Here is a 25,315-nt window from a genome sequence, read left to right as displayed (position 1 = left end):
CATCTTCTCATAAAAACTAATTACAATAATTTTTACTTACATAATTTTTTATAGACTGTACATCTTCCGGCATACGACAACCTACGATATACTCACCGTCATTGTTTGAGCTTCTTATAATACAGCCCTCAAGCGGATGAGCTGAAATTTCGTCAAAATCATCTACGGAAACTACGATATTCTTTTCTCTTGCATCTGCAAAAACTGAATCAAAAATCGAAATGGCAAAACCGTTTGCGCTGATATTTACCATATGGCCCTGATATGTTTTATCTTCACCTTCAAATTTTACAGTACATGTGTTTGTAATCGGCATACGAGGATATTTTCTTCTATTATATACCTGTGGATTTGTTTCAATATGTAATTTAAACTGTCCGTTTTCACCTGGCTTGCTGCGTTGGATAACTATATCGCTCCAACAGTACAATACATTATCTACTACAATATTAAGTTTGCAGATATTGTTTTTGTGTCTTTCCCTGTTCTCAAAAATATCACCAGCTTCATTTTCAATGGTTACATATATATCATTGCCGTTTCTGTCAGTAACTTCACCTGTATATTCTTTCTTTGCACCATTTACATCACTTATCGAAATTTTCATGCCGTGTTTTACATCCTGAACTCCCATAAATCCTCCGACACCGAGTTCTTCCATAAGTTTTCCGACAACCTTCTCAATATCTATTGCACTCTGTGCACTTGACTCATATTTGCTAAGCATCGTCTTTGTGGTGAGTTCTGCCTTATTTATGCTCTCCGTCATCACATCCATGACATCGCCTACCTGGTTCATGTTGTCGATAAGCGTCTTGTTTGATGCCTCCACTTCTTTGACAGCATTATCTACTGTTTTAATATTTTCACCTAAAGTTGTCGCATCATTTGTAATCTTTGTCACACTTGTATTTACATTTGAAACTTTTTCAATATTTGTCTGAATAAGTTTTATTGTCTGTGCAATCGACTCCATCATCCTGGCAGATGTCTCTTCAAGTCTTGAAAGTGCTTCCATTATACTGCTTGAAGAAGCCTGCGTTCCATTGCTTAGATTTCTTATCTCATCAGCAACAACTGCAAAACCTTTACCTGCTTCACCTGCTCTTGCTGCTTCAATGGATGCGTTGAGTGCAAGAAGGTTTGTCTGTGAAGTTATACCTGCTATCGTGCTTGTTTCATCTTTAACACTTCCGAACTCTTTCTTAAAATCTACCAGTATATTCTCAACTTCCTTTGAAAGCTCTGACATCCTGTTTGTTGTATCCACTACCTCAACCAGATCTTTTGCACTTGTATCCGCATGCTCAACTGAAGCATTTATAAGATCAACCACCTGCTCCATAAGACCGGCAACATCAGTCACCTGATTATCTATCACCTTAGTCATCTCTATTGATGAAACAGTTTTATCATTCAGCACACTATTGTTGTCCGAAAGCTTCACCATGTCCTCTACTACGTCATCTGCACCGGCTTTGTTCTCATCAGCGAGTTCTCTTACAACAGTTACACCGTCTACGACTTCATTGCTCGCAACTTTGACCTGCTCTACAGTCTTAACAACCCTTGCAAGATTTTCCTCAATTGAAGATGTAAGTGCACCATCTGACTCTACCAGATGCTTGATTGCCATATTTGTACAGGCATAACAGCACAAAACAATAGCAAATTCCAATACACATTCTTCACTTGATACAAAATCCATAATCCCCTTTACAAATCCCTTATACATATTACTTGAAAACAAAATGAATAATGTTATCCACATCATTACCTTTATAAATTTCGGATCTTTATAAAGTACCAATATCGACAACAACGGTAATATAAATACATATGATACCTGATCAAGAGAAGTCCATGCAATAACTGAATAAAACAACAGATACCCCAATCCAAGTATCCACTTGTACCGTTTGTTATCTTCCCCTTTTACCTTTAACAGTATTTTGCTAATAATAAGTAATAACCAGCCAAGAATACAGAACATCAAAAAATATCCCATATCAAGCTTGCCTGTAAATACCTTTACACTATAAAAAACCGACACAATAATCATCAATACAAACCACGTAAGCCCTGCCATTTTATTTGCCTTGGCAATGAAAAACGCCTCATCATATTCTTTCATACATCTGTACCTCGTTTCTTTCATTAATTTAAATACTGTTTACCAAATATTTTAATATACTCTCGTGTTTAAATCAATATTATATATTGACAAATTTTTTGTAACAATATAGAATATGCATTATAATTCTAATTAGAGTTCTAATTAAAGTTGTAACCAATTTAAAATTATTTTTCAACTTAAAATCGGAGGTTTTTTATTATGAAAAAAATTTTAATACATTTCTTAACATCTGCGCTTTTAATTTCAATACCACTGGCATCTTTAACGACATCAATGTATACCGTAACAACCATAGCAAAAGCAGGCAAAAAAATTGAATGGAGTTCAAGCAACAACTCCATTGTTACGGTTAATAAAGCAGGACTTGTAAAGGCAAAAAAGAAAGGAAAAGGCAGAATAATGGCAAAATACAACAAAAAAACTTATACCTGCAATGTCACAGTAAAAAATAAAAACATCTCAAAACCCGATCCATATGATGGAGATGTATCATATCCTGTATCTTTTGCATTTGCAGAAAAAAACAGTGCTGTCACCTACGGCAAGGTTAATATTGACAAATATTTTTCAAATACCACCAACAAAAACAAAAAATGTGCTGTAGTACTGCCGCCACATTATGACAAAAATAAAAAATATCCGGTATGTTATCTTCTACATGGATTAGGTCAGGATCACACTGATTGGCTTAATGCAAAAGCACCTGTAATCATTGGTAATATGATTGCCGAAAAAACAGCAAAGGAAATGATACTTGTACTTCCAAACTGTCGTGCGAGAGCAAATGATACATATGTCGGTGATGCATTTTCTCTTGACAATTATCACGCATTTGATAACTTTATAAACGATCTTCGTGATAACCTTATGCCTTACATAAAAGAGAATTACTCAATACTTGAAGGACGTGAAAACACTGCCATTGCCGGTTTTTCGATGGGCGGGCGTACAGCCTTATACATAGGACTGTCAATGCAGGATACATTTGGCTACATAGGCGGTTTTTGTCCTGCTCCGGGACTTTTTGCATATAAAATGAATGGTATTGCTGAGGATGGTCTTTTCAAAGAAGATAATTTCAAACTAAATGATGAATATTCTAATAACACACTTTTAATGATTGTTGCTGGAAAAAGTGATTCCGTTGTCTTTGATATACCTGAAACATATCATAACGCACTTGTACAAACAAACACAAAACATATATGGTACAAGACAACAGGCGGTCATGATATTACAGTAATGGATCATGGTTTTTATAATTTTGCAAAAAGACTTTTTAAATAATTAACAACCAATTATTATATACATCAAAATATTCTGACTATTATCACAACAGCCGGAAAATTGATAGTAGTCAGACATTTTTTATATACTCCCGGTATCTTCTGAACAGAAAATTCCGAAAGTACATTTTATAGATAAAGAGGATTTTATGTATGAATGAAAAATTTTTTTTGAAACTACTTGAACTTTCAGCAGCTCACGCCAAACGCAGCCAGATTATTTTTGAAAAACTTAATCTTTCAAATGCACAGCCCAAAGTATTGTATATTCTAAGAACAATTGACGGATGCACCCAAAAAAAAATTGCTTCTGTATGTAAAGTCACTCCGCCATCAATGACCTCCATCCTTAACAATATGGAAAAAGCAGATTTTATTTACCGTGAAAAAACATTAACCAATAACAGAAAACATGCACATAGAGTTTATCTCACCAAAAAAGGAAAAATAACTGCTGAAGAAGTTTATTCCGAATTTGAAAAACTCGAAAATTTATGCCTTAAAGGTTTTTCAGACGAAGAAAAACTTCATGTATTTGAAATTTTTGAAAAAATAACTGAAAATCTTAACTCACGGTCAGATTTATAAAAATTATAAATCTGACCGTTTTTTCATTTGCATCTTCTAACTATATTTAAAAATTCTTTTTTTGCACTCTCAAGCAGATTTTCTGTTACTCATGCTGTTTCATGTCGCATATACTCTTTCCTTCATCTTTATGTAACACTGTTATTTTATTTGTCAAGTGGGCGTGTAATAATTTTAATCTCACTTATTTATTGTATACTTTTCAATAACACATTCATGCTTTTTTGTTTTTTTATCATAGCTTATTCCAACTAGCAATATTTCCCCTGTGTATTGCTTTACTGTATCTGAATAATCTTTATCTTTTATTTGTTTTATTGCCGTTTCCGCTTTTTGATCCCATTTCAACTCAACAACCATTGCAGGATAATTCAGGCTGTGTTCCGGTTTGGGCATAAAAACAAAGTCTGCAAAGCCTTTTCCTGTCGGCAATTCCCTTACAGGTTTAAAATAATACTGCATTGCCCCAAGATACGCTATGCTCAATACACTGCTTAAAGAATTTTCATCATTATACTGAATTGCTGATGCATAATTTGTATGAATCTCTTCAATTTCTGCTGCCACTCTGACACTATCCAGCTCAAGAGTTGCCTCAAGTAATTCAAGTGATTTTTGTTGAAATTCTATGAATTCATTCCATTTTTTCTTTTTTATCGCTCTGAATAATTCTTCCCTTATCTCCTCATTTGGCACAAATGCCATTTCTCTTTTTTGATTATATGCAAGATAGCCAAGATGTATAAGATATGTCAAAATATCATCTTTGTCTTCAAAATTGACCGTATCGTTTTGAAACGAAGTAACATCTATTTCTACCGAACCGCCAGCCAGCATCTCTATTACCGCACTCTTTAACCCGTCAAAATCCATATTTATCAACGGAACTATTATCCTGTATGAACCTGTTTCTGACCAATAACTCCTAAATTCCCCCTCAATCATCAGACTTACTACTGCATTTGGATTATAAATATGATATCTGCCCAGTTTATAGCCGTCATACCATCTTTTTACTTTGTAAAAATCCTGTCCATACCTATCACATAACTTTTTCACTTCCTCTTCTGTAAATCCGATGTATTCTGCTAACGGTCCTGGGGTTAACATTGTATATTGTTTAAAATTATTAAGTGCCAACTGTGTTTTTAATTTTTTTATTGGTAAAATCCCCGTAAGATAAGCAATACCTATATATTTGGTGGGTTCAACCCCCTTAAACATCGCTCTTAAAAAATTGATATATTCTTCCTGAACTTTTTTATTATTTGCTTCATCACGAATTATAATGTCCCATTCATCTATAATAATAATAAATTTTGTTCCATTCATCGAATTTATTACAGATAACGCTTCGGGAAGCGATTTTATTTTTTCAGACAATTCATTCGGATAATACTCTCTCAATTCACATATCGTTTTTTCTGTTATATATGACACTACATTTTCTGAACCTCCTGCCGGTTCAATGCACCATTGAATGTCAAGATGTATAACATCATATTTATTTATATTTTTTTTAAACCCTATACTTTCACTTATTTTTAATGTTGAAAACATTTCTCTCGAATCACAGCCTTTACTATAATATGCTGCAAGCATATTTGCCGTGACAGACTTTCCAAACCTTCTTGGACGGCTGTTACATATATACCCCTGCAATGTATTCATAACTTTATTTGTATATTCTAACATCCCTGTTTTATCCACATAGATTTCTGAATTTAATGCCACCTGAAAAGCACTATTGTCAGGATTAACAAACATTGCCATACCTTTGCACCTCTTTCTCCAATATACTGTTTACTATTTTAACATACTTTATTTTCATTTGCCATAACGCCGCTTATTTGCAATATTCGATTACCCTGCGAACAAAGTCTTCGTATGTCGAAAATATTTTTTTATCGTTTATACTGTAAAACTCAAAATCAGGCTGTGGACTAAATGAATTATTTATTGTTATCGTAATCGGTTTTTCTTTTGCAATTTCAAGAAGATACGGAATACAATTATCTCCGCATCTAGAAACACATACATATTGTTCATCAGTATTCAGCAAAATCAGAAGTGCCTTAGTTCCAGAAGATAATTTATCAGGAGAAATTACAACCGGCTTATCATCAACAAAATGCCTTGCCGTAAAAGAAAGACCATTTATCTCATAAACACGGTCTATTCCCTTTAAAATATTTTTTGCTAATTCGCTTGTAAACCAATCTTCTTCATAACAGTTGTCAAAATATGAGTCAACATAATAAAGTTCATCATCCAAATGTCCAAAATAAACCGAAAGATTGCAACTATTTTTTTCATCTTTCAATTCCTGTATGTTATCTGCCATTCTAATCCTCATTTCTACACACATTTTTATACATCTCAAATTTATGTCAAGTGTGCACAGACACAAATTGCCGCTCCATACAACTATGAGTTCTATACTTGTATAGACTCTTTATCAGTATGAGCTTGTGACAAAATACTGTATAAACAGTATTTTTCACATTATCACTTCAAAACCACATAATCTGAATACTTACTTAACTTAAAAACTTTTCTGCTATCAGTAAAAAAATTTTTAAAATTGCAACTTTCACACTGCTTACACTTTTCAAAACAACTGCAAGTAGATGATTTGCCATATTGACTCAGTTTGTCATGTACAAATGCTACAAGTTCTTTTTCAGAATATCCTTCAACATCAATATTCTTATCCATAATCTCCAGCAAAAACGCTTCAAAACTATCATAATCTAATATCTGAAGTTCTGAATGTTTCAATAAAAGATTGTAAAAATCTTTTATACAAGTACCAAAACCCATTCTGTCAAAAATTATTAACTTTCCATATTTAACAATATTAAAACATCTTTTGTAATTGTCTTTGCCATAAAATGATTCACAATTTTCAACACACTTTTTAAAAAAGCTAAATCCCGTCGTTGAATCTTCTATCATTATCGTATCTATTGGATACTTTGAATTTTTTGTGTAAAGTTTCTGATATTTAGGGCTTATTGTCAATTCTGTGCTTTTCTTTACAATCTTATAAATAGCATCAACCGAATACGCTAATTGAGCAAGTTTATTTTCTCTTGTCATTAAAACAAACCAATCATCTGAATTTGATATATATTTTATTGTTTCTTTTATATTATTTTTCTGCAGACAGTTACAATCCTCGTCTATCAATATTATTTTTTTCTCATTATTATTTTCAATATCATTTAAGCTGTCAACTGCCTGTAATTTTAAACTAGATGTCAAAACAGCTCTATTTCCTGGAAATTTCTTGACAGCATCGAACAGACAAGTTTTTCCCTTTCCACTTTCATCATCGATTACCGTTATTCTATATTTCAATTCAGCACTAAATTTTAACCTGCCTAACTTCAAATTAAATCTCTGCACTCTTATCACCTCATCTACACTAATTTAATAATCTCAGTAAATCCTAATAGTTCTGTAAATAAATCCTGTCCTAAATTTTTTAATGTTGGGATATGGATAAACAGCACATTTCGAAAATTCTTTTGTAGCATATCATAATATGCTGCATTACATAAATACTTTGTTGAAGTATTTGATACCGTACATTTTATGTTTCTTTTTTCAAAGTATCTTTTTATTTTCTCTGTATCAAAATTTGTAACTATAATATCACCATCATTCTCTGCAATTTTTTCTATCCTAATCTCATTATCTAAATTTTTATCCAAACCAAACATCAATACCACATCATATATTTGTTCAAGATGATTTATCTCTTTCGCAAGTCCAACATATGAATTTGTCAGATATAACTTATCACCTGTTATCTTATCTAATAATATAGCTGATGAATTATTCTTTCCCTTGAAAGCGGTAAATAAAATATTCATTGCCATACCTTTACACCTCTTTCTCCAATATACTGTTTACTATTTTAACATACTTTATTTTCATTTGCCATAACGCCACTTATTTGTTACTGTCACACTATTGTCATGAAACAGCAAAACTTCTTTAAAGTAACAGTTCAGCCTTTAAAAGACACAATAATGTAATAGATTTGTAACGCATTTTTACCTGACATGATATATAATAATATCATTAAGTGATGCTGTCCATCCTGTGATGCATCAGCGACTTTAATTTTCACTAATATGGAGGAGTTTCAAATGAAAAATATTAAAAAAATAATATGCCTGATTTTAATTTTCTCACTTGCTTTTTCAGGTACACAAAATGTAACGGCAGCAAAAAAACATTACTCTATGAAATCTGTTGACTGGGGATTGGGGCTTAATAACAATCATGCAACACCTGGCGGAACCGTACCTTACAGCGGATTTTCATTAAAAAAGTACAATACCATATACACTGGCAATACTAAAAAGAAATGCATATATCTTACTTTTGACTGTGGATATGAAAATGGATACACAAAAAAAATACTCAATATTTTAAAAGAGAAAAACATCAAAGCAATCTTCTTTGTCACAAAACCATATATCGAGGGCAATGCAAAACTTGTTAAACGCATGAAAAAAGAGGGACATTTAGTTGGTAATCACACCTCAACACATCCAAGGCTTGGTGAATGTAATACTGATAAAATCCGTTCTGAATTAAAAAGTGTTGAGAAATGTATGAAAAAGAAAACCGGTTATAAGCTCGACAAATTTGTCCGCCCGCCAGAGGGTAATTACAGTGAACGTGCATTAAAAACAATGCAGGATATGGGATATATAACTGTTCTCTGGAGCCTTGCCTGGTATGACTACAATCCTGCTGACCAGCCTACCACAGATTATGTCGTAGGAAGATTTAAAAGCTATTACCACAAAGGAATGATTCCTCTGCTGCACGCTATCTCCAAAGCAGACACAAATGCACTTCCAAAGATTATTAAATATATGAAATCAAAGAATTATGAATTTAGAACATTAGATACAATAAAAATCAAAAAATAATAATATGGAATTATTTTCGCTATGGCTTTTTAACGCAGAAATTGATATAAACTTTCCGACTCATGGACGGCTCTCGCCTCGGAGAATATCAGTAGCAGTACATAAGTGTGCAAAAAACGCACACTAAGTACTGACTGACATTCTAACGCCATTCGCTGAAAAGTTTATATCAATTTCTGCTGTTTACTTTTTTATTTCCATATTCCTTTTTGTTTTCTGACTACATAGTACAAATCATTTTCCATTGCCATTACTTTTTCAAGCGGCACATGTTTAAACACCGGCATTTTTAATTTCACTTTTATCCATATTGCCGAATATATGCCAAGCACTAAAAATGATACTCCCGTAAGCAGCCATATCATCATTCTTTCGTGTGCATCCGTAGATATATTTACAATCATATATGCAGTTCCTAAAATTCCTATAATCGGAAGCACCCATCCACCTGGCACTTTAAAATTTCTCGGTGCTTTCGGAAGTCTTTTTCTAAATACCAGGACATCTATGTGTGCAAGTATATATGAAACCATCCATATTACCGAACCGGCAAGTATAAGAAAATCTATCATATCCGCTGAGTTATTGCTGACATATGCGAACAGAAAGATTGCTGTGCTCACAAAAACCTGACCAAACCACGGTACTTTATATTTATTTGTTTTCGCAAATATTTTTGGCAGCATATTCATTTTTGCCATACCCTGACAAATCACGGCAAGTGAGTTTACAGTAGAGTTCTGTGTGCTTATAACTGCAAGTGCTCCAACTAACATCATCCATACTTTACCAAACTTTCCAAGAATTGCATATCCATAAAGAAGGTGTGGTGCTGCTGAGTCGGCAAGTTTTCCCCACTCAACATAATTGTGAAATCCAAAGACCATGACAGACTGCATTATAAAGATTAAAAACAGTCCTATCATCATTCCAAGAGGTACATTTCTTTTTGCGTTTTTCACTTCCTTTGAGATTGGTATTGCATACTCTGCTCCGATAAAAAGCCAAAATGCAACTGCCGTCATAGATGCAATACCCCTAAAATCTGCCTCAAGTACAAACGGCTGTTCAACCCTCGCTCCCATGCCTGCTCCTATCATTCCGATAAATCCCATTACTACAAGCGAACCGACAAGAAGAAATGCGACTACATCCTGAATCTTTGCAAACATGTCAACTCCACGTAAGTTTGCAAGAAGAATTATAACTGTCATTATAAATGTATAAACTATACTTGGTACATTTCCACCAATTATATCTGCAAGTGAAAACGAAAAAATCGATGCCTCTACGCCGCATGACATCGTATTACATATTATATAACCGCCTACCATTGACACAAGTGTCGGCAATGGTCCCAGTGCTGCAAGAGTATACTGTGCAAGTCCACCCGTTGTATTTGGCATCAATGCATTTAGTTCAGATAAAGATGCAACTGTTGTCATATTTAACAACATCGCTATTGCCATAGCAAGAATAAATGTAACTCCCAATGTTCCGGAGCCTTCTCCCAATGAAACAAGACAGCTTGTAGCAACTACAAGCCCGACAGATATTGATATTACATTTGCAAGCCCTAATTTCTGTTTATTCATAAGCAAATTCCTTTCATATTACTATAACAGACACAACCGCATCTGCATATGCAATGCTCCATGTTAAAAATTCAAAGAGCCTCTACACCCTCATCTCCTGTACGAACTCTTATAACATTGTCAATACCATACACAAATATCTTTCCGTCACCGATATGTCCTGTATAAAGTTCTTTTTTAATAAGGTCAAGTATCTTATCTATTTTTTCATCCTCAACTACAATATTTATCTGCTGCTTTGGCAAAAGTTCCATCACTTCGTTAAGCTCAACCTCATATTCCTTTGTACCAAGTTCAACGCCGCATCCAAGCACCTGCATGACGGTAACTCCGCGTACACCTACTTTGCTGAGTTCACATATAAGATTTGTAAGTTTTGACATTCCTGTTATTACTTCTATTTTAGATATTCCCATAGTCACTCGCTCCTTTTAATTCATTTCTATCTGCTAAATTTCTACCAAACTACTGTATCATTAATACAGTACACTGAATCTTTGTCTCTTATCTTTTTACTATTGCAATAATTTTTCCTGTTTAATTATCATTCTGCGATACTGTTCAAGTGTAATTCCCGCATATTTTTTAAATTCCTTCATCATATGCGGCTCATCATAATAACCACACTCAAGTGCAACCTGCTCGTATCTTACATCCTTTTTATCTGCCTGCATAAGAAGATTTTGAAACCTTATATACTGTGCAAACTGCTTTGGCGAAATTCCATGATAACTTTTAAATATCCTTCTAAGATAACAAGCCGAATAATTCGTCTCATCCTCTAGCTGTCCCATTGTTATCATTCCTTTAGTTCGACTTATTCTGTTCACAAGATATTGATTTATCTTTTCTTTGTCAGATAAAGAATTTCTTTCTAAAACCATATTTTCATAAGCATCTTTAAATATCTCCATTCTCTCACTCATGGTCTTTGCCAGAGCAATTTTTTCAGTGAGGTTTTGTCCAAAGATATCACCATCTATTTCAACGTCATCATTCACTATCATTTCCATTGTAAGCTCTTTTGGAAGCAGCCCCTGTCCGGGCTGGAATCTCACACCAAAACAGTCATCCTGAGTGCCAAGTTCCCATTTTTTTACACCAAACACCGTTCCACTTATATATGTTGAAACTTTGTTTGTACCTATATTAAACAACAAATCTATACTTGCATCAGGCACTGCTTTTATACAATGTTTTTTCTTATCATGAATTGTAAATTCATAGAAATGTGAAATTCCATAATCGGATCTGTCTATCTGATTGTAACCATCCATCTCTAATGTCATATATGGTTGAAAGGGATTTATGATATCTGTCTGTTCCATTATAAAACCTCATTTCTGCTGTTTAGCAAAGTGGCAATGTAAATATTGAATTTACATCTCACAGACATTTTTACATTTAATGAAGTTCAGGCTCATCCCATAAGTGGAGTTTAACACCAATTCCCATTTTCACGGCATTTTTATATACTGTCTCGCCCCATGCGATGTCCTCTACAGGCATTCCTCCTACAGAATATATAATTCTCTGTTTATCATTATCTCGTCCTGCAACCTTCTTTGTAATAACATCTGCTATATCTATTATTTCTTCTCTTGTTATCTTCTTGTCATGAAGCAAATCCATAAACTTTGCTCCGACTACCTGAACCGGATCATAGCTCGGATATGGATATTCGTCTGCCCATGCTTCATAAAGTTTATAGTTGTCTACCACCAGTTTTGTATTTTCATCAAGATAAAATTTTTCATCAAATCTTGCTGCTGACGGCATACATATAAGTGCACCTTCTTTTATCCATTCATCATTTATGTAAGGGAAAAGACTTTCCTTATCACCTACCGAAGTTGCCGTATTTATAATATCACTGTCTCTTACAGCCTTCTCCATAGTCTCGCATACCTTGATTGTTGTTACCTGTGGAAATTCCTTCTTAACAAATTCAACAAATGAATCTATTGATTTTTTTCCTCTTCCTTTAATTTTCACCGTGTCAATCTTAGGACATACACTCATAAATGCTGCAAGGGCTGTCTTTCCCATAACTCCCGGTCCTACTATGGCTACCGTTTTTGAATCTTTTCTTGCAAGATACTTTGCACCGACACCGGGAATTGCACCTGTTCTGTATGCACTCAAAAGATTTGCTGACATAAGTGCCAATGGTGCGCCTGTGTCTTTGTCATTAAGCATCATCATAAGAATTGAACGTGGAAGTCCTTCTTTCTTGTTCTCAATATTTGAGCCATACCACTTCATTCCTGCCATTTGGAAGTTTCCTCCAAGATATGCCGGCATAGCCATAAATCTTCTGTCTTCGCCGTTCTTTGGCATTCCTTCAAACTCCGGATTGTCAGGGAATGTAACCATACAACCGTGTGAGTTATGATTTTCGCCTCCCATAACATAGTCACCCTTGTTTAAGGTAACCATCATATCTTCCATAACATCAACACATTTGCCCATATCTTTTACTCCGGCTTTTATCATATCCGGCTCACTTAAATAAAGAAAATCAATTTTTGCACTCATATTTTATTCCTCCATTTCTTTTCAATACACAACAAAGGAATAAAAGCACAAAAAAGTGCCAACGGAATACAACCGTTGACACCTTTGTCATGTATTGATAATATCATAATTGTCAAATTTTTACAAGTATTTTTTCAGCCTTAACTTATTTGCTTACAATAAACATATTATTCTTTTTTATCCTGTTTGTATTGTAAAAAACGATACAGGGTTATTGTATTTTACGCATGGGAAAGTTCCGGAAAATAAATTTTCTCATGCATTATACTTTCCATTTTCTCTCCCAAATAAAACAACCTGTACTCATTCTCTCCATTATAACGCTCTGAAATGCACATATACATATCGTCACTGGCAGGTGTAAATCCCAGCCTGCATTTGTGATATTTAGTTCCCACTCTCTGTAAAATTTCCGAAAGCATAACCTTATTTCTGCATATTACACTCTGCAAGAGCAATACATCATTTTCTACCTCTGCAACAATAAAACAATCTATATCTTTTGCATAATATACATTCTCCATGTCCGCAGTATAAAACATTTGCAGACTGAATTTATTTATCTGTTCCATAGAAGAATTTACCGCACTGTGACGAACCATATCCATATATTTCTGTTTCATCTGCTTATCTGATGCATCCACCGGAATAAAGTTTTCTCCAATAGATTTAGATTTTTCACGGCAAAATTGTTTATTTCAACCATATTGCTTACCACACAATTTGTTAATATCTCAATGGAATCTTTGATTTTTTAATTCTATTCTCATGCATTATTCCACACTGATCTAGCAGCCGTTTCAATCCTGCCTCTGTCATTTCATTATACAATGATGGTGAAAATGTTACCTCTGAAACGCTTTTCATATCAAACAAACATTTTTGATATGGCACCAAGCATCCATCATGGATTCTAAACTGCTCCTTATATGGTATCCCTTTTTCAGAATTATTTTTTAGTAAGTATGTAGCATAAATAAAACGATATTCCTCTTCTATTGAAAATTCCTTTGATTTAAAAAACATACCATAATTAATTATTTTAGAAACGATGAAATGAGCAACTAGGCTTAACATCTCCTTATCACTCAATTCTATGTACTTTCGGTAAAATTTATCAAAAATTGATTCTACTATAGAAACCTGTTTATCTTTATCATAGATTACCTTTCCTTGATACAGTACTAAGTGCTTCTCATTATCTCTCGGTATCTGACCGCCATTATCATCCAATATTTCTATCTGAATGCATGATGATAATTTATCAATATCAAATCCAATATTATATCCTTGTATCGAATTACCCTTTGTATAATAGTTCCACATTTCAAGTGAATCCCCATTTTGGCTAAATGAAATTATGTAATTATGTATTTGTTCCTGCCATTTTCCTGATTTAATAAGTCGCAATTCTTTCTCTACATATCTCTTTAATTCATTTTCACTTTTACATAATCTATCAATATTTTCCTCAATAAGCGATATTACATACATTCCCTCACTCGAATCATTTAAAAAATACATATCTGAAGCAAATAAGGAGCTTGTATCAAATATTCCCTTCAATCCTTCTGGACTCGTATAATGATAAATATTCCCGTGTAATTTTTCAATTTCCTCGTATTGAAAACTATTATACAGCTTAATAAATTCATTCCAATTGTTCATATATTCGTCTCTATCCTTTATGTTATTAAATATTCTAAAATCCAAAATCATCCATAAATGCAATATCAATCATAAACTCATACTGCTGTAAAATATTCTTCTCATCACTAGCATCTGCCAATACAAGATAATACTTATCACCGTATTTATATTCTCTTGATTTCAAAGTAAACTTCTCATGGAAAGTTCTCTTCTCCGGTGCATCTTCTCTGCTATTAGCAATCATCGGCACATCAAATGAAATCTTTTCTCCATCCTCCGTAGTAAAGTAAGCCACTATACTTCTAGCTTTCATAGTGTCTGTAACTTTCTCGGTCTGAATGAAATCAAAGTATGTGATAAGATTTGTCACTTTACGAGTAACAGATGTAAGGACAACATCCACATAATCGTATGCTACACCTCTGGTATTTGTTGTCAGTTCAATTATCGGAACTATCATCTCCTGCAGAGATGTACCGCCATGTACATAATTCTGTCCACCTCCGGAAACTTTGAATATATCTGCTCCTACCGGAGTATCTACATATAGTTTATTAAGGTATGGCATTGTTCTTGCCATGATTCCTTGTTCATTTACTGCATCTTCTGTAATAATAAATCTCTTGTTGGTATATAAGCATTTATCCTTCGGATATGCAACCTTATCAAACTCCTGTAATCTGTCTCTTCTATATAGAAAGCCATGATCTGCTGTTATGAAAAACTTCGGTGCAGATACATATATTGTCAGCTTTCTAACCAACTTATGTATCTCTTCTATAGCCTCAGCACAAGCGTTAAATACCTCATTTTCACTTGCAGGCTTGTCTCCTCTTGCATCCACCTGATTGTGATAAATATACACGATATTCCTGCCCTGAATCAATTCTCTGATTCGAGCCTGATTTGCATTTGCAACTTCATCAAACGATAAAGCCACATTATTTTCATTATAAGATTTCAATATCTTATCCCTCTGCTCCATACTTGCACATACTTGTCCATCAACAGTTACATTCATACAGCCATCTACCTGCATATCTTTATGTGGGAGCAGGCTTGCCATTCCAACCGATGTCACAGAAGGCAGACAACTAAGCATACATTCCATCTTTGGTGTACACTTCTCATCTAATTCCAGTCTGCCAAAAAGTTCCTTTGCACACTCATACCTGAAAGCATCCGAGATAATTACAATAACTCTCTGCTTTCCATCGTAACCTCTAATATAATGCTTGTAGAAATCTTCCTGCTTAGGCAAATCAATAGTATTCATTAACTCATTTGTGAAATTCTCATTCCACTTTGATGTTATCTTCTGCAAGTATATATTCGCATAAATATTCTCTATCTTCTGTCTTATATCAGAGAATTTGGTGTTATCTTCAATCTGATCATATGCATAATAAAACCATCTGTAATACGAATCTATCAGGTAGTATTCTTCCCGGTAATTTGCAGCTAATGACTTAATATCACTTGATAACTCCATAAGTGATATAGACTTCATCATCAAATATGCATACTTGATAGTTGTATATTCATTCTTGTATCTGTCACTATAGTGATATGCCTTAGACATTCTCTGGTCTGCTGCCTCGGCAATACTCAGTCCATCAATCTGTGCATCTAAAATCTCATCATTTAGCTGTTCCAATGCCCAATCAATAATAATGTCATCTAACCCGGCAAACGCATCGCAGGCAAATATGTCAGATATTTGGAGAGAACTGTCTTTTTTATTTTCCACATCTTTCTTTAGTCCACCCTGTATTTTTGCCACAAAATGTAATGACTTATCTATTCTTTCTACCAGTTTGTCATAGGCATCCTGATAATTCACATTGTCCATGATATTACGGATAAAAATCACAACATCATTACGCTTCTTAAGAATATAAGACCTTATTGTTTCTGGAACAGCAGACTTTAATGTAGACGATGCATAAGTTAATATCATACAAGCAGACAAATCATCTATGTTTGGCTTTTCAGACTTATAACCGAAGAATTTTTCACAAAGCTCCCAGAATTTATCAGTCAATCCATTATCAGCCAATGCCTTAAAGTATTTTCCACTGTCACCTAGCATCATCTGTTTAACGACCTCCTCAAAATTCGGAGTTTTCACATCTGTAAGCACGGCAATCAAACCAATATCAATCGTCTGTGCATTGTAATAGTCAATTCCAAGTTCCTTAAACTTCTCAATACGATGCTTATTTTTCCAGAAATTGCCATACTGCGACAAATGCTCCTTAAAACGATTATCAATACCAATCTCCTGAGACATCTGTGACACTCTGTCTGTATAATAATGTATTGAGTAATAATACATATCTGCAAGAGGATTTTTGGCATCACTTGGCTTTGCAAATGCTGCATAAACAAGATATTTACTCTCTGTATCTGCTTCATTCAATAAATACTTAGAATAAAACCAGTTTAAACCATCAAGAATATGCAGCTTTACATCACCAAGCTGCAGTTCTGATACCTCATCTTCATATTCACCTTTATCATCAAACCAAAATACGATTCGTGTCTCTGACTTGTCAAATTCTGTATTTAATTGTTCCTGTATGTTCTGTAAATCCATATTTCACCTTCTAATCCATTTGTGCAGGTGGTATGCACAAATTACATTCCTCTGCGAATCAGCGAATTGTAATGTTTTCTAAAATAATATATCTGAACACCTACAAACTCATCTCTTTCTTCTCTGTTGTATAATTTATCCATTATCTTTTTAAGCGTTGCTGATGTACATTTTCCTTTTGTATTCAAGGCAGCCATCATTTTCTTTGCTCTGTCATAGGCATCTTTTCTGCCCTTTAACAGTTCCGTAGAGGTATCTCTTACCGTCCCATCTTTTTTCTGAATACCGTTCAACAAGAGAACTTCATTTATATCTCTTTCCATATCTTCATCTTTCGGTTTCGTGAAGATTTTACCTTTTGAGTCATATGCAATCTTATCCATCTGAGACCTATTTAGAGGACTAATCGTGATTTCTATCTCTTTTTTATGTGCATCACAACAAAGAATATGTCCCTTATCCCCAGTAACTTTCTCCCCACCATCACATACTCCAAGCATATTGTTATAATCAATTGCCATGTCCTTGTTTCTACTCAATGGTACAAGATGCTCCACTCTGGAATGATTGTCCATACGAATACGTCTCATACAATATGCACAGATTCCATGTTGTTCATGAAGTAAAATCTCTTTAACCTCATTCTTTGGAAAATCATTATCGAAGGCATTGCGTATTGCTGTTGTGTCGTCTTCGCCGATGCTTTTCCATTCCTCGCTTTTGCTCAACTCTATAATTTTTCTGTTTATATCATTCGGCAAACCTTCTTTTTCTATATACAGCATGTCAGCACTCCTCTATCAGCTTTGCATCTGAAATCATTCCTGCCATTTTCTTGTACTCTAAATTATCTGCACCAAGCACATCTTTTAATCTTTCCAATGCAGCATCTGCTTTGTCAAATGCTATATCGTCAATCGCATTCTCTATCTCATCAACCAGGTATTTTACCTCCTTTGGTCTTGATACACTCTCCTGACGGTAGCTCAGTACATCCTCTACTTCATATCCATAACAATCTGGTAAATAACTCACTGCTTTGACTTTGTCTAAAAGAATCAGGTTTACCTCTTTTGACGCTGAAATTACAATCGGTGAATGTGTTGCAATGATAAACTGAACCCCTGAAAATGTTTTTCGCAATGCATCAATTACATTCCACTGCCACTTTGGATGAAGGTGTAAATCAATTTCATCTATAAGCACTATACCTGTAATTTGGTCTCTACTTTCTAATTCCGGATTAAGCATACAAACACGATATGCCAAATCCATAACCATCCACAATAAAGACTGGTAACCGGCACTCAGCTTTGAAATAGGCATTTCTTCCTTATCATCCTTGTAAACTAATTCATCAAACTGTGGAGAATAATAAATTGAAGGCATCTTATCTAGTTCGTTGATTTCTTTCATAAACAAAGCTACAATATTCTTAAACATTTCGTATTCCCGCACTATTCCTTTATTGGAGGTCACTATTTCCTGTTTGAGACACCACTGCTGAATAGATTTCACATCCATTGAAGAATCCAAACAACCGATATATCCACATCTTCTGTCATCTAACTTCTTCTTTAATTCCGTTCCAAAATCTCCTCTTCTTACTCTCCATGCTCTGGCAGCACTTTGAAAACTAATCAATGGCAGAATTGTACTTGAATTATTAGCAAGTTTCTTCATCCAAACACATACATTTTTATCATCTATCTTTGTATGGGTAGCAGATACCTCTTCCTTGATTCTGTTCCATGTAAAATTCTGGTCTTCCGTTACCTGAAGTGTGCAGCCAGCCACTACAGGTTCACAATATTCAATCGTCGTTGAAGAGTCACCCAGAGCTTTTATATTCATACGAACATCATCTTTTACGATATTCTTAGTTCTGACACCTGCGACATTGACAAACAAACCTCCAAGAGCAACAGCAATTCCCTCAAGGACAGAAGTTTTTCCTGAACCATTATCACCAATAAGCAGATTCAGCCCAGGTTTTAAATTAATATCTAATTTTTCAATTGCTTTATAATTCTCTATATGAATCTTTTCTAAATACAAATATCTCACCATCCTTTATCTATATCTTTGCCAGCAAATCCACTTTCAATGCTTTCTTACCTTCCTGAGCGACTTCCACGCCCTGAAGTTTAGCATAATTTACCTTTACACCATCATCATTATTCAGATGAATCTCAATTGTATATTTTATAAATCCATTTATTTACTCCCATCTCTAATTATGACACACTATACACATAACTTATAATATCGTCAACTATATTTCTACTCTGTACAAATTGCCCCTTTAATTGACATCATATATTTTATAATCTTTTGTTCTAATTCTTCTGATGTAAAATAATCTAATATGTATGTTCCCCCCAAAACATTTAGATACTTAGTTACTTCATAATATACATCTCTATGGTTTTTTCCTTTTATTTTATATCCGATATTTTCAAGATATTTTAACGCTGAAAACAGTCCTACAGTAATATCATGATTACTTATGTAATTATTAGAAAATATAATCAACATTTTAGTAGCATAATCATCAATGAGATATATTGTCAATTCAATTTACTCTCAAGCCATGAAATAATTATTCCACAATATGGTGTCAAATTTCGTTCCTGTACCATAATAAGATATCAACGGAAGAATTAATGACTTGTCTCCTGTCATAATTCTCTTTTGTACATCCTTTGATATATTAGTTAATTCTTTTGCTTCTTTAACTGTTGTATTTCCACTTTCAGAATTAAGAGAACGCACCCATTTCAAATCATGATTGTCCAGACAGTCGCCTGTACTTTCAATACTTACAGGAAACTGATGCTGCGGATCAACTGTACCATCAAGATCATGGAACTCATATCTGGCATCATCTTTTGAAATACTTCTGCTTATGACTTGAATATTTCATAAATTACTCAAGACGCAATTCTATTACTTTCAAATAAAAATTTCAGTTTATCGTCTTTTATTCCTATTCTAAGTAAGAAACAACAATATGCTAATGCCATCAAAGTATATGCTGTCTCAGCAACCACCGAATCTAATGTCCTATATCTTCCATGTGTAATATCGTTTCTATATTTTACAAATGTCGCAATATCTTCTTCTGTACATGATAATTGAGCTTTTTCCTTGAGTATTTTCATATAATAATCTTGTCTTTTATAAAGCAAATGTATCTTTCTACTATTAGCCATCCCCCAATGAGATATACTGCTAAAAATCATATCATAAGTTTTGTCTTCTAATTTTTTATCTGACTTTTTATGCTGTTTAATTACCGCTTTCACATTTTTAATTAAATCTGTCAAATTATTATTTTCATCATCTTTAAGATCCGTTACAAAATCTAATTCACATTCAATAGATGAACATATACTTTTAATCTTATCATTAGACAATATGCTATAATCCTTATCGTTATCTGCATAAAAATCAAATAAATAGGTTGCCTTTCCCTCAGTATCGGCAGACATTACAGAGTGTAAATTAGCTATGCATTCATCAACATCATCAAATAAAATATTCTGTTGATATTTCTTTTCTGTAAACTTATCATACTGGTAATCTAGGAATCCATCAGCAAACTTAAACCACTTACCTGTTTTGTCATCAATCTGATAGAGACACACCTCATCGAATCCGACATTTTCTCTATTTGTCATAAACCTGCATATTTTCATTAAAACATTATAGGTAAGTCTTATGGTTTTTATAGGCATTTCCTTTGGAAATTCATATCTCGCAATCAAGTTCATGATTGATGGATTATTCTTTGATGGTATATTTTTCAAAATAAACTTGCATTCAATACCATTTATTCTTACAGAATACTCTTTCTTAAATTCAGGATAAGTTTTAATATAGTACTTCCTTTCTTTGTCATATTTTGTAACGATTTGGGGTTGCTGATACAAATTGTTAAGAGTTCCACCAATAAACTCTATTGCTTGCATTTTAGACATATCATAGCTACACAAATTAGCTGTACTCACAAGATAAATTCCTGGTCGCAATTTATAGTTTGACGATATTATCCTTTCATCATACCCAGTATATAAAGCAATCTGATAACCATCCGTTGAATACCCATGTAAAAAATAATCTGGCGATTTCATTACGCTTTCTGAGAACTCAGCAAATATACCCACTCCCTTTGTTATAAAATTAAACACTTTATCCTGTGCATGAAAATATATTTTCTCTTCATCTTGAATTACAAATCCTGTAAAATTATCTGTGTTACGACTTATCATGTCTAATATGCACCACCTTTAATCTATATATCTTTTAAAACAATATTACCTATATCTTCGCCAACAAATCAACTTTCAATGTTTTCTTACCTTCCTGAGCGACTTCCACACCCTGGAATTTTGCATAATTTACCTTTACGCCATCATCCAGATCAATCTCTATCCTCTGATTAGCAACATGAGCAATGGCTTCATCATATATCTTCATCTCAGCAAGCTGCTTTGTGTACTTTGTTACTGCTTTTGTAGCTTTTGATTTTTCTGATGCAGATTTAGCATTGTCAATCGTATATTGTGCACTCTGCATTGCATTTTCTACATACTTCTGTGCCTTATGAAGATAGTCTGTTCTTACTCTGCCTACTGTATCAGCATCATATCGATGCATATAGATAAGTGCTTTGAATCCATTTTGCTTACCACTATCAAAAAGCCAGTAGATAGGACGCTTACCGGAACCCGTAACAGAATAAGTATTACAATGATCCTTAAAAAAATTATTTAAAAAATAATTTCTGATTACTTCTCTACTTGTGTTGCCCTTATTACCAAGTGCTTCTGCTACGAAATTGAGATTTTTCTCCAGTGTATCTTTTCCATACACCGTTTTTATAAAATCTTCAAATAGTCCAACAATATCATCTGTAAAATATTCTTCGTCTGTAATTGGAATAATATTGTCAAAATCTGGCATATAATGAAGTTTTGTATAAAAATCAGATACATCCGGTCTTCCTTCCGTTCTCCATGCTGCATCCTTATACTTACTGTAATCCCACATGCCACCAGCATACATCAAGCCCTCTTGATAGATAGAATAACGTCCAAACATACAGCCTACTGCATAAGAAATTAAACTCCTAATATCTCGCTGCAAATCTGCCTTATGGACTGTGATATCTCTTTCTTCAACATCTGGTGTTACCTCATTTCTTAACCCATATGCATTAATAAATATTTTATTTAATTCTGTTTCATTTCTAATAAGTGTTTTAATTCTGTTGTCGCACTCCATTTCCCATTCTACAAATTTCTCAGAAAGATCTTTTGATAATGTATTCTTCACTAATGGATGTATCTTATAGTCCCAAGATGTTTCATAAGAGTCCCAATCCATTTTACAGCAATCAATATTTTCTTTTGCCAATTTTTTTATTTCTTCTAATTCAGGTAAAATTATTGGAAAACTTTTAACATCCTTAATTTGTAAATTTATTGATGGATTAAAAACCCAAAAGTAGTATTTTGCCACATTAGAGTTTAGTAATGCTAAAACTTCATCTTTATTGATGAACAGATTTATTGATGGTCCTCCCTTATCAAAAATACATCCTTTAGGTAGATATCTAAAACCAGTCCCTCTACTCGTAATTGCCGAATATGTTATCCCCTCTTTGTACCAAAATTCTTCTGCTAATAAATTAGATGTTTTATTTGTCGCATAAAACTTTCTAGCTTGTTCTGACCAATTTACAATATAAGATAAATTACCATAATACTGCCTGTAATCACCACCTTTAGCATACAATCGCCATTCATTACCCACTTTTTCTTTTTCGACTTCCCAAAATAATCTTAAATATTTCTCATTATCACCTGTAATATTTTGCGAACCAGTTAATTTTCCATAATCTTCAATATATTTTGCATTTTGAAAATTATCTATAAAATTGTCACTCACATAATAAGCATATGGTATGCCTGGTATATTGCCAAATCTCATACATTTAGAGTTTATTCTATTATGCGTATTGAAAAACTCCTTTTCCTTCTCGCTATAACTTTTATATTCTACAAGTCTTACAAATTTTGTAAAATAATTATTTTTTTTATCTTTTTGATAAATAAACGAACATGTCTGTACAACATCATTACCAATCTCTTCAAATGCTTTTATTCCTAAATGAACCATACTTATTAAATTACAATTAAGCATCTTGCTTCTTAATGTTTCAAAACTTCCAATGAACATCCACGAATGCTGCGTTATCATCGCCTGATATCCATTTTTCTTAAGCATCTCTCCACAACGCTCAATAAACACAGCAAATAAATCAGCCTTACTATCAGGATAATTTTTCTTAACAAAATTATTTACTTTTGCACTAAGATTACTCGTACCCGCATACGGCGGATTAGTAACAACAACCTCATATTTCTGAGCCATCACCTTCCCAATTCTAATCAATCGTTTTAACTTCTCCGCTGTCTCATCCAATCCGTATGTATCAAAAGAAATCTGACCTTCAGTATTGCTGCTTTCTACAAATCTGCCTAACAATTCCCAATCATAGCTTTCCACATTAAGCAAAGAACCATATTCCTTTGCATCATTTAATGTATTAAGAAGTCCTTCCATTTGCAATAATGCGGTCTGTTTCTCTTCCTCTGTCAATCCTGCACCAAAATATTTAAGCTGACCTCGATTAATACCATTACTCTCCTGCACAGCATATACATTCGGCTCTATGCCTCTTGTCAGTATTCTTCTGTCATACTGTCTTGCTTTCATCAATACTGCAAAATAACTCAACTGTGCTGCTCTGTCGTCTATATCAAGTCCGTATATATTATTTTGTATAATGCTCTGTGCAGCATCTCTCTGTGACCATCCTGCATTTTCATATATCTGCATAAATACATCAAACGCATACACCAGAATATGACCGGAGCCCATGCAAGGATCAATAAGCTTTATATCCTCTGGCTTTAATGTTGCATACTCTGCCTTTATCTTATCAAGTTCCTGCTGTACGGACTCTTCCTGCTCTGCCTCATCCAGATAGTATTTCCATTTGCTCTTCAATTCATCATCCGGATGTCCTTCTACCCACATTCTGCCGAGGCTGTTTTCTACCATATATCTTACAATCCAGTCCGGAGTAAAAAGCTGGGTAACCGCCGGAATTTCCTCTTTTGTGATTTTGCCTTTCTTTGCAAATGCTTTATTTTTAGGCTCTGTATTATAATATTGATATAACCATCCAATGATTTCCACCTGTCCTGCTGCCTTGCCATCTTCGCCAACAGTAGTGATATTAAATTCTTTTTCATCTATACCATCTACAAGCATACGAATTACATCATCTTCATTTGTAAATGAGATGTTAAGAAGCATTTCTGTATAGTCTTCTGTCTCTTCAAAAAGTCCCGGTAATACTTCATGAAGCAGATTGCACTGCTTTATAAAGAGCATTCTGAATAAATCATCAAGTCTGTTATTCATCTTGGCATCAATGATTTCATCTCTCTCTTTATCTGTGAAATCCCAATCAATATCAGGTGCCATTGTTACCACATCAGGCTCATTCTTTACCAATCCGCTTACAGAAGATTTTTTTTCAGAAGAAAGCACACGAACTCTTACAGGATACATATAATCATTAACTTCCATAAATCGGATAGCACATATACGATTAAACCATGTATATGCTACTTCTTCCACTACCGCCTCAAAGCCTTTTGCATTAATCTGGTCTACCAGTTTTCTTCTTTGCTCACACTGCTTTTTGTTAAGTGTTACTTCTGTTCCTGCGGTTGTCTTATATACTTCAAAATCGACACCTTTTGTTATTGCTTCACTGCAGTTATCCGGTGTGATTCCAAGCATACCTGCCTTGTCTGTGACAGATGCTATCAGTTTATTTCTTGCATCTATTGCAAATTTCTTAATTGCATTTTTGTTCATGTGCT

General features: G+C 33.9%; 21 protein-coding genes. 3 read left to right on the top strand and 18 right to left on the bottom strand.

Annotated elements, in window-relative coordinates; genetic code table 11:
• Positions 1–16: 16 nt before the first annotated feature.
• Entirely contained in the window at positions 17–2,134 is a 2,118-nt protein-coding gene (locus tag ACZLXV_RS10925; protein ID WP_482383445.1) for a methyl-accepting chemotaxis protein, read from the bottom strand.
• A 201-nt stretch (positions 2,135–2,335) separates the two neighbouring features.
• On the opposite strand from ACZLXV_RS10925, the gene ACZLXV_RS10920 reads away from it, so the two are divergent.
• Both ACZLXV_RS10920 and ACZLXV_RS10915 read left to right on the top strand, forming a co-directional pair.
• Positions 2,336–3,424, top strand: coding sequence for an alpha/beta hydrolase-fold protein (locus tag ACZLXV_RS10920; protein WP_482383444.1), 1,089 nt, complete (start codon positions 2,336–2,338; stop codon positions 3,422–3,424).
• A 152-nt stretch (positions 3,425–3,576) separates the two neighbouring features.
• Positions 3,577–4,011, top strand: a complete 435-nt coding sequence (locus tag ACZLXV_RS10915) for a MarR family winged helix-turn-helix transcriptional regulator (RefSeq protein ID WP_482383443.1) — start codon at positions 3,577–3,579, stop codon at positions 4,009–4,011.
• A gap of 180 nt (positions 4,012–4,191) precedes the next feature.
• On the opposite strand, the gene ACZLXV_RS10910 is transcribed toward ACZLXV_RS10915, so the two are convergent.
• The 4 genes from ACZLXV_RS10910 to ACZLXV_RS10895 all read right to left on the bottom strand — a co-directional run bounded on the left by ACZLXV_RS10910 (position 4,192) and on the right by ACZLXV_RS10895 (position 7,898).
• Positions 4,192–5,784 (bottom strand): AAA family ATPase, encoded by a 1,593-nt coding sequence (locus ACZLXV_RS10910; RefSeq protein ID WP_482383442.1) that lies wholly within the window; start codon positions 5,782–5,784, stop codon positions 4,192–4,194.
• A gap of 73 nt (positions 5,785–5,857) precedes the next feature.
• Positions 5,858–6,355: a DUF4869 domain-containing protein gene (locus ACZLXV_RS10905; RefSeq protein WP_022223398.1), complete on the bottom strand. Its 498-nt coding sequence runs from the start codon at positions 6,353–6,355 to the stop codon at positions 5,858–5,860.
• Positions 6,356–6,519: 164 nt separating this feature from the next.
• The gene (locus ACZLXV_RS10900; RefSeq protein ID WP_022223399.1) at positions 6,520–7,422 is read right to left on the bottom strand and encodes a hypothetical protein; all 903 of its coding nucleotides are present in this window, start codon (positions 7,420–7,422) and stop codon (positions 6,520–6,522) included.
• Between the two features lie 14 nt (positions 7,423–7,436).
• Positions 7,437–7,898 (bottom strand): C15 family peptidase, encoded by a 462-nt coding sequence (locus ACZLXV_RS10895; RefSeq protein WP_022223400.1) that lies wholly within the window; start codon positions 7,896–7,898, stop codon positions 7,437–7,439.
• A 273-nt stretch (positions 7,899–8,171) separates the two neighbouring features.
• Here ACZLXV_RS10895 and ACZLXV_RS10890 point away from each other — a divergent pair, with 273 nt between their 5' ends.
• On the top strand, positions 8,172–8,966 hold the full coding sequence (locus ACZLXV_RS10890) for a polysaccharide deacetylase family protein (protein WP_482383441.1): 795 nt from the start codon (positions 8,172–8,174) through the stop codon (positions 8,964–8,966).
• Positions 8,967–9,157: 191 nt separating this feature from the next.
• Here ACZLXV_RS10890 and ACZLXV_RS10885 read toward each other — a convergent pair whose 3' ends face one another.
• The 13 genes from ACZLXV_RS10885 to pglX all read right to left on the bottom strand — a co-directional run bounded on the left by ACZLXV_RS10885 (position 9,158) and on the right by pglX (position 25,310).
• Complete coding sequence (locus ACZLXV_RS10885; RefSeq protein WP_482383440.1) at positions 9,158–10,561, bottom strand: APC family permease; 1,404 nt, start codon at positions 10,559–10,561, stop codon at positions 9,158–9,160.
• 71 nt (positions 10,562–10,632) lie between these two features.
• Positions 10,633–10,977 carry a P-II family nitrogen regulator gene (locus ACZLXV_RS10880; RefSeq protein ID WP_022223810.1) on the bottom strand — a complete coding sequence of 115 codons (345 nt, stop codon included), beginning with the start codon at positions 10,975–10,977 and terminating at the stop codon, positions 10,633–10,635.
• Positions 10,978–11,076: 99 nt separating this feature from the next.
• Complete coding sequence (locus tag ACZLXV_RS10875; RefSeq protein WP_022223809.1) at positions 11,077–11,889, bottom strand: helix-turn-helix domain-containing protein; 813 nt, start codon at positions 11,887–11,889, stop codon at positions 11,077–11,079.
• 76 nt (positions 11,890–11,965) lie between these two features.
• Positions 11,966–13,099 carry an ornithine cyclodeaminase family protein gene (locus tag ACZLXV_RS10870; RefSeq protein WP_482383439.1) on the bottom strand — a complete coding sequence of 378 codons (1,134 nt, stop codon included), beginning with the start codon at positions 13,097–13,099 and terminating at the stop codon, positions 11,966–11,968.
• A 221-nt stretch (positions 13,100–13,320) separates the two neighbouring features.
• Positions 13,321–13,743, bottom strand: a complete 423-nt coding sequence (locus ACZLXV_RS10865) for a hypothetical protein (RefSeq protein ID WP_482383438.1) — start codon at positions 13,741–13,743, stop codon at positions 13,321–13,323.
• 82 nt (positions 13,744–13,825) lie between these two features.
• Positions 13,826–14,767: a DUF2971 domain-containing protein gene (locus tag ACZLXV_RS10860; RefSeq protein ID WP_482383437.1), complete on the bottom strand. Its 942-nt coding sequence runs from the start codon at positions 14,765–14,767 to the stop codon at positions 13,826–13,828.
• A gap of 34 nt (positions 14,768–14,801) precedes the next feature.
• Entirely contained in the window at positions 14,802–17,348 is a 2,547-nt protein-coding gene (gene pglZ / locus ACZLXV_RS10855; protein WP_482383436.1) for a BREX-1 system phosphatase PglZ type A, read from the bottom strand.
• Between the two features lie 41 nt (positions 17,349–17,389).
• Positions 17,390–18,133 carry a retron system putative HNH endonuclease gene (locus ACZLXV_RS10850; protein WP_482383435.1) on the bottom strand — a complete coding sequence of 248 codons (744 nt, stop codon included), beginning with the start codon at positions 18,131–18,133 and terminating at the stop codon, positions 17,390–17,392.
• Position 18,134: 1 nt separating this feature from the next.
• Positions 18,135–19,406 (bottom strand): AAA family ATPase, encoded by a 1,272-nt coding sequence (locus ACZLXV_RS10845; RefSeq protein ID WP_482383434.1) that lies wholly within the window; start codon positions 19,404–19,406, stop codon positions 18,135–18,137.
• Positions 19,407–19,631: 225 nt separating this feature from the next.
• Entirely contained in the window at positions 19,632–19,922 is a 291-nt protein-coding gene (locus ACZLXV_RS10840; protein ID WP_482383433.1) for a DUF6339 family protein, read from the bottom strand.
• Positions 19,923–19,934: 12 nt separating this feature from the next.
• Positions 19,935–20,132, bottom strand: a complete 198-nt coding sequence (locus ACZLXV_RS10835; protein ID WP_482383432.1) for a hypothetical protein — start codon at positions 20,130–20,132, stop codon at positions 19,935–19,937.
• A gap of 149 nt (positions 20,133–20,281) precedes the next feature.
• Positions 20,282–21,622 (bottom strand): hypothetical protein, encoded by a 1,341-nt coding sequence (locus ACZLXV_RS10830; RefSeq protein ID WP_482383431.1) that lies wholly within the window; start codon positions 21,620–21,622, stop codon positions 20,282–20,284.
• A 49-nt stretch (positions 21,623–21,671) separates the two neighbouring features.
• Positions 21,672–25,310 (bottom strand): BREX-1 system adenine-specific DNA-methyltransferase PglX, encoded by a 3,639-nt coding sequence (pglX, locus tag ACZLXV_RS10825; RefSeq protein ID WP_482383430.1) that lies wholly within the window; start codon positions 25,308–25,310, stop codon positions 21,672–21,674.
• Between the last annotated feature and the right edge of the window lie 5 nt (positions 25,311–25,315).

It is taken from the genome of Butyribacter sp., from assembly GCF_056818865.1.
Note: the sequence above shows the minus strand (reverse complement) of the source record. Positions and strands in the feature narration are given on the sequence as shown.

Coding starts and splice junctions, on each gene's coding strand:
- ACZLXV_RS10910 (WP_482383442.1), bottom strand. CDS start 5,784: ATGGCAATGTTTGTTAATCCTGACAATAGTGCTTTTCAGGTGGCATTA.
- ACZLXV_RS10920 (WP_482383444.1), top strand. CDS start 2,336: ATGAAAAAAATTTTAATACATTTCTTAACATCTGCGCTTTTAATTTCA.
- ACZLXV_RS10830 (WP_482383431.1), bottom strand. CDS start 21,622: ATGATAAGTCGTAACACAGATAATTTTACAGGATTTGTAATTCAAGAT.
- ACZLXV_RS10860 (WP_482383437.1), bottom strand. CDS start 14,767: ATGAACAATTGGAATGAATTTATTAAGCTGTATAATAGTTTTCAATAC.
- ACZLXV_RS10880 (WP_022223810.1), bottom strand. CDS start 10,977: ATGGGAATATCTAAAATAGAAGTAATAACAGGAATGTCAAAACTTACA.
- ACZLXV_RS10875 (WP_022223809.1), bottom strand. CDS start 11,889: ATGGAACAGACAGATATCATAAATCCCTTTCAACCATATATGACATTA.
- ACZLXV_RS10895 (WP_022223400.1), bottom strand. CDS start 7,898: ATGGCAATGAATATTTTATTTACCGCTTTCAAGGGAAAGAATAATTCA.
- ACZLXV_RS10925 (WP_482383445.1), bottom strand. CDS start 2,134: ATGAAAGAATATGATGAGGCGTTTTTCATTGCCAAGGCAAATAAAATG.
- ACZLXV_RS10850 (WP_482383435.1), bottom strand. CDS start 18,133: ATGCTGTATATAGAAAAAGAAGGTTTGCCGAATGATATAAACAGAAAA.
- ACZLXV_RS10890 (WP_482383441.1), top strand. CDS start 8,172: ATGAAAAATATTAAAAAAATAATATGCCTGATTTTAATTTTCTCACTT.
- ACZLXV_RS10885 (WP_482383440.1), bottom strand. CDS start 10,561: ATGAATAAACAGAAATTAGGGCTTGCAAATGTAATATCAATATCTGTC.
- pglX (WP_482383430.1), bottom strand. CDS start 25,310: ATGAACAAAAATGCAATTAAGAAATTTGCAATAGATGCAAGAAATAAA.
- ACZLXV_RS10915 (WP_482383443.1), top strand. CDS start 3,577: ATGAATGAAAAATTTTTTTTGAAACTACTTGAACTTTCAGCAGCTCAC.
- ACZLXV_RS10905 (WP_022223398.1), bottom strand. CDS start 6,355: ATGGCAGATAACATACAGGAATTGAAAGATGAAAAAAATAGTTGCAAT.
- pglZ (WP_482383436.1), bottom strand. CDS start 17,348: ATGGATTTACAGAACATACAGGAACAATTAAATACAGAATTTGACAAG.
- ACZLXV_RS10870 (WP_482383439.1), bottom strand. CDS start 13,099: ATGAGTGCAAAAATTGATTTTCTTTATTTAAGTGAGCCGGATATGATA.